Source organism: Pseudomonas sp. Z18(2022) (assembly GCF_036346535.1).
In the GTDB taxonomy this organism is placed as follows: domain Bacteria; phylum Pseudomonadota; class Gammaproteobacteria; order Pseudomonadales; family Pseudomonadaceae; genus Aquipseudomonas; species Aquipseudomonas yamanorum_A.
The window spans coordinates 1-13107 of the sequence record NZ_JAOTOA010000015.1 but is presented as its reverse complement, the minus strand read 5'-3'; the positions used below and the strand labels follow the sequence as shown (position 1 = coordinate 13107).

The 13107-nt window shown below is 62.1% G+C and carries 7 protein-coding genes and 1 pseudogene; 2 read left to right on the top strand and 6 right to left on the bottom strand.

Annotated elements, in window-relative coordinates; genetic code table 11:
* The first annotated feature begins 55 nt into the window (after window positions 1-55).
* Together V3W39_RS24225 and V3W39_RS24220 are read left to right on the top strand one after the other, a co-directional pair.
* Window positions 56-1003 (top strand): LysR family transcriptional regulator, encoded by a 948-nt coding sequence (locus V3W39_RS24225; RefSeq protein WP_177042121.1) that lies wholly within the window; start codon window positions 56-58, stop codon window positions 1001-1003.
* Window positions 1003-1128, top strand: a pseudogene (locus tag V3W39_RS24220) (DUF3077 domain-containing protein); the annotation flags it as partial. The gene V3W39_RS24225 and the pseudogene V3W39_RS24220, both read left to right, overlap by 1 nt.
* Window positions 1129-1290: 162 nt before the next feature.
* Here V3W39_RS24220 and V3W39_RS24215 read toward each other — a convergent pair.
* The 6 genes from V3W39_RS24215 to recC form a co-directional block, all read right to left on the bottom strand.
* Entirely contained in the window at window positions 1291-1782 is a 492-nt protein-coding gene (locus tag V3W39_RS24215; RefSeq protein WP_177042119.1) for an OmpA family protein, read from the bottom strand.
* A gap of 4 nt (window positions 1783-1786) precedes the next feature.
* Window positions 1787-3055, bottom strand: coding sequence for a diguanylate cyclase domain-containing protein (locus V3W39_RS24210; RefSeq protein ID WP_330213467.1), 1269 nt, complete (start codon window positions 3053-3055; stop codon window positions 1787-1789).
* Complete coding sequence (locus V3W39_RS24205) at window positions 3052-3621, bottom strand: YfiR family protein (protein WP_177042115.1); 570 nt, start codon at window positions 3619-3621, stop codon at window positions 3052-3054. The genes V3W39_RS24210 and V3W39_RS24205 overlap by 4 nt, the downstream gene beginning before the upstream one ends.
* Before the next feature lie 161 nt (window positions 3622-3782).
* Complete coding sequence (gene recD / locus V3W39_RS24200; protein WP_330213466.1) at window positions 3783-5834, bottom strand: exodeoxyribonuclease V subunit alpha; 2052 nt, start codon at window positions 5832-5834, stop codon at window positions 3783-3785.
* A complete protein-coding gene (gene recB / locus V3W39_RS24195) occupies window positions 5831-9508 on the bottom strand; it encodes an exodeoxyribonuclease V subunit beta (RefSeq protein ID WP_330213465.1) in 3678 nt (1225 codons plus the stop codon). The genes recD and recB overlap by 4 nt, the downstream gene beginning before the upstream one ends.
* Complete coding sequence (gene recC / locus V3W39_RS24190) at window positions 9505-12954, bottom strand: exodeoxyribonuclease V subunit gamma (protein WP_330213464.1); 3450 nt, start codon at window positions 12952-12954, stop codon at window positions 9505-9507. Before recC ends, recB begins: the two co-directional genes overlap by 4 nt.
* Window positions 12955-13107 lie beyond the last annotated feature (153 nt).

The window sequence follows — 13107 nt, the reverse complement described above, 5'->3', positions numbered from 1 at the left end:
TTGGAGTATAGATGTGCAAACTTCTAATAAGAACGCACATAAAAGCCGGTCCAATATGCAAAAAAACATCACGTCACTAGGCTCCCTGAACTGGGATGACCTGAAGTTTTTCCTTGAAGTTGCCCGCACCCGCAAGGCCAGCGTCGCCGCCAAGCGCCTGGCGGTGGACTACACCACTGTGTCGCGACGCATCAGTTCCCTTGAAGGCTCCCTGGGCACCCTGCTGTTTGAAAAATCCCGGACCAACGGCTTCGTTTTGACCACAGAAGGCCAGCGCTTGCTGGGTTACGCCGAGTCCATCGAAAGCACGTTGCACATGGCCTGCGAACAGGTATCCGGCTCCGGCGTGGCGCTGTCGGGCCACGTGCGCATGGGCTGCACCGAGGGGTTCGGCAGCTTCTTCATCACCCCGCAACTGAGCCACTTCGTCGACACCTACCCAGCGATCTCCGTGGACATCCTGCCCCTGCCCCACTTCATCAGCCTGTCCAAGCGCGAGGCGGATATTGTCATCGCCCTGGAGCGCCCGGAACACGGGCCGTACGTGTGCTGCAAGCTGTGCGACTACAAACTGCAGCTGTACGCGACCCAGGAATACCTCGACCAGCATCCGCCCATCCGCCGGGCGGCGGATCTGGCCGAACATCCGTTTATCAGTTACGTAGATGACCTGGCGTTCAGTTCGGAGCTGCTGTACCTGGCCAACGTGGTGCCCGGCGCCAGCGCGAGCTTGCGCAGCACCAGCGTGATCGCGCAGTACGTGGCGGCGCAGCAGGGGCGATCGCTGGCGATCTTGCCGTGCTTCTTGGCGGCGCAGGACCCGCGATTGCTGCCAGTGCTGGGCAAAGAGATCAACATCACGCGGCAGTTCTGGATGTACTGCCGCGAGGATCTGAGGAAGTTGAAACGGATCACCCTGTTGTGGGATTACATCCGTGAGGTGACGGAGCAGAATCAGCCGTTGTTGATGGGGGAGACGCGGGAGATGCGGTTTGCAGGCTGAAGCTCGCAATGGAAGCCGCCATGGATGTGCGTGGCGAGCAGTATGCGTGGGCTGCGCATTATCTGTGTGAGATGGGGAAGGCCGTGGTTGATGACCTGACCAAGGCCATGTTGCCAAGTGGTTAAGCGGACGTCATATAAAGCCCGCCACAAATAAAATGTGGGAGCCGGGCTTGCCCGCGATGGCGGTGTGTCAGTCATCCAATACATCAACTGATACACCGCCATCGCGGGCAAGCCCGGCTCCCACATTGATTGCATTCCAACTCGAATTACCCGGAAGCCAGACTAGTCAGCAATCACCACAATCGACACCCGTCGGTTCTCGGTACGCCCCGCCGCGGTCTCGTTGGAGGCCACCGGTTCGCTGCTGCCCAGCCCGCGCAGTTGCACGTTTTCTTCTTTCATCCCCACGCCCGCCAACACGTGCGCAACGCTTTTGGCCCGGCGCAGGGACAGTTGCTGGTTGTAGGTCTCCTTGCCCGAGGCGTCGGTGTGGCCATCGACCCGCACCCGCTCAATGCCCACGCCCAGCAGCGCCTTGCCGATGCGCTGGACGATCTCGGTGCTCGGTGCATTCAGCACTTCGACGTCGCTGCCAAACAGCACCTTGCCCGAGAGGCCAAAGGCCCAACCCTCATCAGTCAGTTCAAAACCCTGTTGTTTGAGCACGGCAATCTGCGCCGGTGTCAGGCCTTTGGGTGGCGGGGTCTGGCAGCCCGTCAGCGCGAGCAGGGCCACGAGCAAGGTGATAAACAAAAAACGTGCGGTCGAGAACAAGGGATCAACTCCTGTGTTGAACGTTGACAGCGGGATCCTCCGATTCCGCCGTTTGCTGGCCCCCCTGGGAAAGCCGTTTGGCCTGGTACATCGCCGCGTCGGCGGCGTTGAGCAGGGTGCCCGGGGTGGCGCCATGGTCAGGGTAGACGGCGATGCCGATACTGAGTGAGGTCAATACCTGGGTGTTGCCGGGCAGAGGAATCGGTGTATCCATGCTGGCGATGATCTTGTCGGCGATGCGCTGGGCATCCTCCAGCTTGTGCAGGGGCGACAGCAGGACCGCAAACTCGTCGCCACCCAGGCGTGCCACCAGATCGTCTTCGCGCAGTTGCGCACGCACGCGCGCCGCCACAGCCACCAATACCGCATCGCCGGCGGCGTGCCCGAAGTTGTCGTTGATGTCTTTGAAGCGGTCGCTGTCGAGGAACAACACCGCGACTTTCTCGTTGAGTTTGGCGGCGCTGCGCAGGGCACGAATCAATCGCCCTTCAAAGAACGCCCGGTTGGGCAACCCGGTCAGGCTGTCGTGGCTGGCCTGGTGGGCAAGGGTTTCGTTTTCGCTTTGCAGGTGGGTTTGCCAGGCTTCCATCTCGTCGAGCAAGGCGTTGAAGTCATTGCCCAGGCTGTCGAGCTCGGCGATTTGCGCCGGTGGCACGCGCCGGTCAAACGCCCGCTCGCTGCGGGCGGCGTGGGCCACCGAGGCGAGGCTGTGCAGCGGCCCGGTGATGCCACGCAACAGCCGCCGCGCCAGGAACAAGGCGACCCAGGCACTGAGGGCGGTGCATATCAGAATCCCGGCCAGCCCGCTGAGCAGGAAGCGCAACAGGCTGCCGCCATGCCCCGTCAGGTGGACACTGCCGATAACTTGACCCTGATGCAGGATCGGCTGGGTGATCGGCTGTTCGAGCAGTGCATGCGCCAACTGCAGCTCAATCATTGAGAGCATCCCGGTTTCCGGGCGCTCCCAATGTGCCAGTTGCTTGCCGTCGACATTGAAGACCTCGGCCTCGGCCACCTCTTCCTCCGAGGCAATCACCGCCAATGCTTCAGTGGCCGCTGCACTGTCGTTGAACACCACGGCCGCTTCTACGGTGTAGTTGATGGAGCGGGCGATCAAATGCAGGTTGTGGTCGGCATACACCCGCAACGCAAGCACCCCGAGCAGCGTCAGCGAGACACTCGCCATGGTCACCGCCATCAGCGCCAGGCTCAGGTGCCCGCGACCGATGACTGAGCGCAGGGTTGGCCGTACCGGGGTTTTATCCACACTCATGACCCTGGCGCTCGACGGCGGGACAGTTGCAGCACACTTGGATGAATACGCACACCGCTGCGGGCAACGGAGTCGAGGTTGACCTCGAACGACACCTGCTCATCGGCCACACGCAGGCAGAACAGGCTGCCCACGGTGCATTGATCACCGCCTTCGCTGATGCTGAGCACCGGATGGCCGATCAAGGCCGCAAACAGACGGCTACGCTCATCGCTGGTCAATTGGCCGATGTACACCGCGTCGCAGGCATTGGCGATGTCCGGATGGTTGGCCAGTAAACGCTGCACCACCACCGGCCGGCCGGTAGCCTGGGTGGTGCCTTTGACCAGGTCATCGGTGTATTGAGTCGGCCCGACGATGCACAGGCGCAATTGCGCGGGCTCTACTGGCCAGCGGGCGTAACTGAGAATGCCCAGGACCACCTGGGTGACGGCCTTGGCCCGTTGATCGGCCATGCCGGCAGGTGGCTGGGCAAAAGCGAGAGGCGTGAATATCCACAGAAGCGCCAACAGCAGCATGCGTCTCCAGCTCAAACTTCGCTCTGTGGGCGAGACAGCCACGTTCATGCAGCGATTCTCTTTGATCTTCTTTGGATGATGCCGCAACGATAGCACAACGGCGGAAAACCCCCGAGGCGACACCTAGGAGGATTCCGACATTTTATTAAGAAAAATCACACATATGGATCAGAAAATTTAGATAACCCATCGGTCAGCTTCTTTAATGATCAAGTACCCAGTTCCAGCATAAGCCCGCTCAAGCGCTTCACCTTGCGCCGCACCGCTTCTTCAAACACACCGCCCCGGGGTTCGATCAGACTGAACCAGTCCTTGGCGCGGGTGATGCCGGTGTAGATCAACTCTTTGGTGAGCACCGGGTTCAAGGCGTCCGGCAGGATCAGCGCGGTATGGGTGAATTCCGAACCCTGGGATTTGTGCACCGTCATCGCGTACACGGTTTCCACATCGTTGAGCCGGCTGGGCAGCACAAAACGCACACCGCCCTGGCCATCGTTGCGTAGAAACGCGACGCGCAGCACCTGCGGCCCGCCGTCGCTTTCGGGCAGCTTCAGGGCAATGCCGATATCGCCGTTCATCAGGCCCAGGCCGTAATCGTTGCGGGTCATCAACACCGGGCGGCCTTCGTACCATTGCTGGTCGCTGTCGATCAGCCGGGCCTTGAGCAGCGCGGCGGTGATGCGCAGGTTCAAGCCCTCGACACCCCACGGCCCCTTGCGCACGGCGCAAAGCAGCTGGAAGGCATCGAAGGCTTTCAGCAGCCTTTGCGCCCAGAGGGTCCAGGCTTCGTCATCCCGAGGAGTGTCGAGGGCCGGGCGCGCGGTCTGTAACAACTTCAGGTAATAGCGATAGCCATGGGCACCGTCGCCGTGACCATCCAGCACCAGGCGCTCCAGGGCATGGTCGTGCTCACCCTTGAGGCTGACGCAAAACAGGTCGGCATGGCTGCGGGCCGCCAGCAGTTTGCGAGCCTGTTCGGCGTTTTGCTGGTTGACCCAGCGGGCCAGTTGGCCAATGCCGCTGCCTTCGCCAAACCGTCGCGAGTAACGCAGCATCACCACTTGTTGCGCCAAGGGATGGCTGCCGTCGAGGTCTTCCTGCAGGCCGCTGGCGCCGAGGTCTTCGCCGCTGACCTGTTGCAGCCACTGGCGGGTTTGCGGGCTGTAGAAACCGGCTTCGGCGTCGCGGCACAAATCCCCCAGCACCGCGCCCGCCTCAACCGAGGCCAACTGGTCCTTGTCACCCAGCAGCACCAGACGGGCGTGAGGCGGCAAGGCGTCCAGCAGGTTGGCCATCATTTCCAGGTCGATCATCGAGGCTTCGTCCACCACCAGCACATCCAGGGGCAACGGATTGCCGAGGTGATGCCGGAAGTGCCGGGTGCCGGGGCGACTGCCCAGCAAACGGTGGACAGTGGTGACCTGGGTCGGGATTTTTTCCTTCACTGCATCAGGCACTTTCAGCGACAGCACTTGCTGGCTGATGGACTCGGTCAAGCGCGCGGCCGCCTTGCCGGTGGGTGCTGCCAGGCGGATGCGCAATGCGCTGCCCGCTTCCACGGCGGGTGCCTGCAACAACGCGAGCAAGCGCACCACGGTGGTGGTCTTGCCAGTGCCAGGGCCGCCGGTGACGATGCTGAATGCACCGCGGGTGGCCAGGGCACAAGCGAGTTTCTGCCAGTCGACAACCCCATCCGGCGGGGCCTGGTCGAACAGGCGATTCAGGCGTTCGGGCAGATCATCGGCAACGCTCTCGCGGGTGGCGAGTCGCAGGCGCAGAGCGGTGTCAATGCGCCGCTCGTAGGTCCAGTAGCGGCGCAAGTACAGGCGTTTGTCCGACAGCACCAGTGGCCGGCTTTGCGCGTCTTCGCTGCCGTCGACGGCCAGTGCCACCAGGCGGCTGGCGGCCAGGGCGTGGCACCAATGAGCGCCGTCCAGGCCTTCAAGCAATTGCGAAGGCAGCAGCATGGCGCCGGTTTGCACATCGCCTTCAGGCGGCAGCGACAGGGCAAAATCCGGGGCCTTGAGGGTTTCGAACAGGTCCAGGCAAACATGGCCGTGGCCCAGTTGGTGGCTGGTCAAGGCAGAGGCCAACAGCACCAAGGGGTCGGCCTGGGGATCGAGTTCGTGGAGGAAGCCGACGAAGGCTTTATCCAGCGCACGCAACCATCCGCGCTGCACCCAGAGATCGAGCAACTGCACCAGGTCGGCGGCGCGGCTGAGGGGCGTCAGGTCCTCAAGCGGTAACGGCGACAGGCTCATAGCAACACTCCTTGTTCCCACGCGGGTTCGGCCTTGGGTGGTAGCGGTTTGCCCTGGAACAGCAGGTCCAGGCTTTCGATCAATTCACGAGGCGGACGGGTGAAATACGCGCCCTGGCTCGCGGAATGGGTGCCGCGCAGGAACAGGTACAAGGCGCCGCCGATGTGGCGGTCGTAGGCGTAATCCGGCAGTCGAGCCTTGAGCTGGCGATGCAGGGCCAGCAGGTAAAGGACATATTGCAGGTCGTAACGATGATCGAGGATCGACAGTTCCATGGCCTGTTGTGTGTAGGCCGAATCATCAGGGCCGAGCCAGTTGGATTTGTAATCGGCCACGTAGTAGCGGCCTTCATGTTCGAAGGTCAGGTCGATAAAGCCCTTGAACATGCCGTTGAGCAACACCGGCTCGGCGGCCACACGGGATACGCCGTTGTGAGTGTGCTGGCACACCAGTTTGTCGAGCGCGAGGACGTCGACTTTGTGGCTGGCGAACCAGAACTCCATTTCGATCTGGTACTGCTGCAATTCGCTAAGGGCCACCTGCCCGTTGCCCAAGGGCAGCAGGGCCTGCAACAAGTGCCCAAGCCAACCGGACAGCGTGTCAATCCAGCCTTCCCAGCCACGTCGGTTGCAGCGCCGGGCGACTGCATCTTCGATGGCTTCGGCAGTCACGTTGAAGCCTTCGCCGCCCGCCCATTCCAACAGGCCATGGAGGAAGGTGCCGGGGTTCGGCCCGCGTGGGAAACGGTGAATATCACCACCGGAAGCCGGTACTTCACGCGGTGCATCCGGGTCGAGGCGTTCGTCATCGAACAGCTTCTGCGCCTGTGGGCTTTCCGGCGCTTCCAGGCTCGCTGCACTCATGCTTTCGCCGATACGCAGGGCGCTGTAGGAGGCGATCCACCAGTTTTCTGCCGCCTTGCGCTTGGGCAGCAGCGGCGCGAGCAAGGTGGCTTCGTTGCGCGGCGGATGAAACACGACCGCGTCGGCTTCGGGCATTTCTGCGTAATGCAGCGCCGGGCAACCATCCTGTAAGTCGAGCAGCCAGCGGGCAAGGCCGGCGGATTCGCCAAGTGAAGCGCCGCCGCCGAGCAAGTAGCCCAGGGCCGACAGGTGCAACACCGAGCTGTTGTTATTGCCGCGTTTCAGGTCGGCGATGCCCAGCCAGCAGGCGTGTTTGGCACGGGTCAGTGCTACGTAGAACAGCCGCAAGTCTTCGGCCAGGCGCTCGTCGTCAGCTTGGGCGATCAATTCGGCGGTGGGCCTGAGGCTGACCTGGGACTTGCCGTTTTCGTCGTGGTAATGCAACGGCAAGCGGCTGCCATCCACCGGTTTTGCCGAGCAGATGAATGGCAGGAAGACCAGGTCGTATTCGAGCCCTTTGGACTTGTGGATCGTCACCACTTTGACCAACTGCTCATCGCTTTCCAGCCGCAGGATCTGCTCTTCGCCGGCCTGCCCGGAGAGTGCAAGATGTTCGGCCAGGTGGCGAATCAGTGCCTGTTCGCCGTCCAGCTCTGCGGCTGCCTGTTGCAGCAATTCCGAGAGGTGCAGCAGGTTGGTCAGTACCCGTTCGCCATCGCTGCGGGTGATCAGGGTTTGCGGCAATTTGAAGTCGTGCAGCAGGCGCCGCAGCATCGGCAGCACGCCTTGGGTGCGCCAGATCGTGCGGTAATCGCGGAACTGCATCACGCGCTTTTCCCACGCCAATTCGTCCTGGTTCAGACGTTCCAGTTCGGGCAGTGACAGGTTCAAGGTGATGCAGGCCAGGGCGGCGCGCAGCGGGCGCTCGACATCCGGCTCGGCGCAGGCCTTGAGCCAGGCCAGCAGGTCGTGGGCTTCCTGGGCGGCGAACACCGAGTCCTTGTCGGAGAGGTACACGCTGCGCACACCACGGGCGGCCAGCTCGCCACGCACGGCCTGGGCTTCCTTGCCGTCGCGCACGAGGATGGCGATGTCCGACGGCAGTACGCCCTTGAAGCTACCGTCTTTGCTCAGGAATCCCGCAGTACCCTGCTGACCACCGTTGAGCAAGGCGACGATTTGACTGGCACAGGACGCGGCCAGTTGTTGGCGGTAGAGCACGCTGGAGATCGGCTGGTCGGTGGGCAGATGCCAGAGGTTGAGCGCCGGCAACGTCTGACCGTTGACCTGCAGTTGTTCCTTGCGGCCTTGGGACAATACCGACTGGAACGGCACCGGATTCGTACCGTCGGGTTCGCGAAACAGGAACGCGCCGCGACCTTTTTCTGCGCGCTGGAACACGTGGTTTACCGCCTCGACCATGGCGTGGCTCGAACGGAAGTTGGTGCCCAGGGTGTGATGGCGGCCGGTGGTGGATTGGCGCGCACGCAGGTAGGTGTAGATGTCGGCGCCACGGAACGCATAGATCGCCTGCTTCGGGTCGCCGATCAGGAACAGGCCGCTGTCGAGGTGGTTTTCTTCGATGCGGTAGATGCTGTCGAAGATGCTGTATTGAACCGGGTCGGTGTCCTGGAATTCATCGATCAAGGCGACCGGGAATTGCTCGCGGATCACACTGGCCAGGCGCTCGCCGCCATCGGCCTGCAGAGCGGCGTTGAGGCGGATCAGCATGTCGTCAAAGCCCATTTCAGCGCGACGGCGTTTCTCTTCTTCGAAGCGTTTTCCAACCCAGCCGGCGGCGTGTTGCAGTACGGCGGCGTCGGGCGTTGGCAGGGCGTCGAGGCTGGCCTTGAGGCCGGCCATGGCTTCGATACCTGGATGCTGCGGCGGTTCGCCTTTCCAGGCTTCGGCCATGCCATCGGGCGTCAACCGGGTGAAGCCGGTACCGATATCCAGTTGTTCGAGTGATTCGTCAGCCGCCCAGGCGCTGATTTTTTCGAACCAGGGTTCGAAGTAACGGGCTTGCATCTTGCGGCCATCGACCGCTTTGGCCGCGACGGCTTGCAGGCAAATATTGCGCAGTTCTTCTGCCCATTGCTGCCAGGGCGCCTTGAGTGAAACGAGGGCTTGGCGGCGCTCTTGCAAACACGCGTTGATCAGTTCGGCGGGTTCACGGGTTTCATCGGTGGGCCGTTCGCTGCCGAACAAGGCGCGTACCCGTGGCATCAACGCAGCCGGGCCGCCCCAATTGTTGCGCACCCAGTTCAGCGCATCGTCGTGCATCGGGTAGCAGAACAACCGCCAGTAGTCGCGCAGCACTTCGCCGAGCAGGTCACTGTGGTCGGTTTCCAGGGTCTGGGTGAACAGGCTGCCGCTGTCGAATGCGTGTTCGCGCAGCATGCGCTGGCACCAACTGTGGATGGTCGAGACGGCGGCTTCGTCCATCCATTGGGCGGCGATGTCCAGGCGATTGGCGCAGCCGGGCCATTGTTCGGGGGTGTATTGATCGCGCAGTTCAGCGATCAGTGCATCGGGCTGTTCGATTTCTTCGCGAAAAAAACGCGCGGCTTCTGCCAGGCGGATACGGATGCGTTCGCGCAGCTCTTTGGTGGCGGCGTCGGTAAAGGTCACCACAAGGATTTGCGGCGGCAGCAACTCGCGGCCGAAGCCCGACTCATCACCGCCATGGCCGAGTACCAGGCGCAGATAGAGCGCCGAGATAGTGAAGGTCTTGCCCGTACCGGCACTGGCTTCGATCAGTTGGCTGCCTTTAAGCGGGAAAGCCAGGGCCAGGGGTTTTGTGCCGCTCATGCGCTGGCCTCCGCGCTGGTGAGTGATCGCCAGGGGGCATTGATCAACGGTCGATACAGGGTTTCGCACCAGCCTTCGAACTCTTCGCTGGCCATTAGCGCAGCGTAGTCCGGGAACTGGCGGGTGAGCGCTGGGCTTTCACGGCGCTCGCCGTCGGTGTTTTGGCCGTCGCCTTCGTAGGCCTTGCAGGCGGCGGCTTGGGCTTTGGCCGGGTCGGTTTGACCGAGCCAGGCGAACGCTGTTTTAACGGCAATCGGCAGTGGTTCGCTCATACCAGTTTTCCAGGCAAGCAGCAGGTTGCCGAGGAGTTCCTGGGCTGTGGCTTGCTCCAGCGGGGCCAATAGCAGCGTGTCGTCGCTGGCGACCAGGCCGGTACTGAGTGGCAGTCCGCAAGCACAGGCCACCAAGTGGTTCACCCACGGACGAATCAGGCGGTGCCACTTTCGGGTTTTGATCGAACCGATGCTGTTGGGGATGGCGGTGACGCTCAGGAAGCCACCGTCGCTGCGCTGGTGCAGGCCGCTGATCCAGCCTTCCAGCTGGATGCCTTGATACTCAAAACTGATCGGTTCGGCGCTGGTGTATGGTGTGGGCCAGAGTGCCAGGAGCTGCTGGTAACGTTGCAGCAGATCAGGCAAAGGCTCGATCAGTTCTTTGCGCAGGCATTCGCCGAAACCGACCATTGGCAGCAAGCCGCTACCTTGCAGGCGCAAGGCCTGGGCGTTGAGGGCTTCGTCGAGGTTGTCGGGTTGGGTCAGCGCGGCGGCGAGCAAACTGTCGCTCAGGCTGTAGCGCTGGAGTGCGTCGAGGACGAAGGGTTCTTCATCTTCCAGCGGGACTTCGGCGGCTTCAAAGAACACTTTCAGACGCTGGCTGAAGAAGTGTTTGACCGGGTTGCGCAGGAAGTCCTGCAGTTGGCCAAGGCTCAGCGGCTCTTCCTGGATGTAGGGGGCGAGGTTGCCGGTATCGGGCAGGTTTTCCGGGGTCGCGTGGAGCAACTGCCATTCACGGGCATAGCTGAACAGCTCGTCACCTTCATGGAAGTAGCGGGCACTGAAGGGTTGGAGCGGATGTTCCTGGGTGATGGCTTCAAGGAGTGGTACGCCGCTGGTGGTGTGCCAGCCGCTGGCGATATGGTCACGCAGCTGGCCGATCAGGACGGACGCCGGACGATCACTGTTGTCGCGGATACTGCGGCCGACCCAACTGATGTAGAGCTGGTCGCGTGCCGAAAGCAGCGCTTCGAGCAACAGGTAACGGTCGTCTTCGCGGCGCGAACGATCGCCTGGGCGGTAGTCGCTGCCCATCAGGTCAAAGTCCAGCGGTGGTTGTGCGCGTGGGTAATCACCGTCGTTCATGCCGAGCAGGCACACCAGCTTGAACGGGATCGCTCGCATGGGCATCAGGGTACAAAAATTGACAGCACCTGCAAGGAAGCGCTGGGACAGGCGGCCTTGGTCGAGGCCCGCCAACCAAGCCTCTCGGACTACGGTGAGAGGTAACTCGTCGTGCAGTCCGACGGACTCGCAGGTCTCCAGCCAGGTTTCTCTCAGTTGCTCGAGCTGGCCCAATAGGTAGTCGTCGTGCTCATTGCTCGGGAGGAAGAACAGCTGCATCAAATTTTGCAGACGCTCGCCCCACTCTCGCGGCGCGGCAGGTTGTGACAGTGCCTGGTGGGCGTCGTGCAGCGCATCGAGCAGTGCAACCAGCGGGCCGATCAATGCGGCGTCGAGGCCGCCGATTTCATCGTAAGGCTCGATGCCGTCACAGGCAGAACCTGTGCCGACGGCGTAGCCCAGGAGCATGCGGCGCAGGCCGAAACGCCAGCTGTTTTGCTCCAGCTCATGGGGTAAGCCAAGGCCCGCGCGTTGTTCGGCGTTGAGGCCCCAGCGGATGCCGGCGCCTTCGATCCAGCGGTGCAGGGTCGGCAGGTCGCGTTCCTTGATGGCGAAACGTTCGCGCAAGGCCGGGACGTCGAGCAGGTCAAGGATTTCGCTGACCGGGAAGCGGCTGTCGGGGAGCTTGAGCAGGTGCTCGACGGCGATCAGCAATGGGTCACGGCCGCGCTGGCCTTGGTCTGTGAGCGTGAACGGGATGAAGCGTAGGTCGCTTCTTTCAAGCTGGCCGAATACAGCGCGAATGTGCGGCGCGTAGCTGTCGACGTCGGGAACCATGACGATGATATCCCGTGGGCGCAGCGTGGGGTCGGCGCTGAAGCGCTGCAGCAATTGGTCGTGGAGAACTTCCACTTCGCGCTGGGCGCTGTGGGCAATATGGAAGCGAATGGAGGTGTCGTGCTCCAGATCGACGCTTGGCCAGAGTTCTCGGGTTTCGTTGAGCGGGCGCAGTTCGAGGATGTCGTCCTGGAGCTGGTTGAGCAAGGTGGTGGGCTCGCTCTCGCTGAACAGATCGATGCGGCCGTCGCGAAATGCCGAGCGGTAGCTGTTGGGGTCGTCGTAGCTGTCCAGCAGGTTGATGTAGTCGCGACCTTGTTTGCCCCAGGCAGCGAGCAGCGGATGGGCATGCTGGTGCAGGGTTTGCGGGTCGATGGTGACCGGCATTCCGGCTTTGCGGGCCTGGCGTTTGTATTCGTTCCGGAGCAGGTCTTTGTCGGCGACGATGTCGGACCAGTGGTGGCGACATGGGTTGTGCACGCACAACAGGACCTGGCTGAAACGAGCCAGGCCAGCCAGCGCTTCCAGGGCTTGGGCTGGCAGGGATGAAATGCCGAACACGATCACTCGGGAAGGCAGGCCCGCGGGCGCTTGTTCCAGGGTGTTGATGCGCTCGATAAAGCGTTGGTGAACACCGGCACGACTCTGGGCCATGCCCTCCTCCCCGACGTCCAGCAACAGGGCACGCCATAGTTCGGCTTGCCAGCAGTTGGCCGGGCTCAAGGGTTTTGATTCGCCTCGGCCGTTGCGCAATTGGTGGCGGCCGGCGGCCCAGTCTTCCAGCCAGTCAGCACGGTAGACCTGGTATTGGTCAAACAGGTCGGCGAGACGCTCTGCCAGTTGGTAGCGTTTGCGCAGATCAGTATCGTGGGTCAGAAAGCGTTGCAGGGGTTCGAAGTGGGGCTGATCGATCAGCTCCGGGAGCAGGCGCATGAGGCGCCAGGTCAGCGGGGCTTTATCGAGCAGGGACTTGGGCGGGATTTCATCTTTACCCAGGACCATTCGGTAGAGCTGCCACATGAAGCTGCCGGGGAGTTGCACGTCGATGGCCGCGGCGATACCGCAACCGCCCATATCGTCATCTTCAGGGTCTTCGGCCAGCGCCAGTTTGAGCCATTGGGCAATGCCGTTGCTTTGTACCAAGGCGATTTCGTTTTCCAGGGGAGCCAGTGGGTAACGACGCATCCAACTGACAACCAGGCTGCGCAGTTCATCCAGGCGGTTGCCGTGAACCACCATGAATCCAGCACTGAGGGACGTCGCATCCGGCATAACGGCTTCCTTGGGAAAAGCAAAATCGAGGGATGGACTTTAGCATTGAAGGCAGTTGCAGGCTGCAAGCGAGACACGCTTGATGCGTTGCGCGCCCGTACTTTTCGACCGCCCAAAACAAAACCCCTGACTGCGTTAGCAATCAGGGGTTTC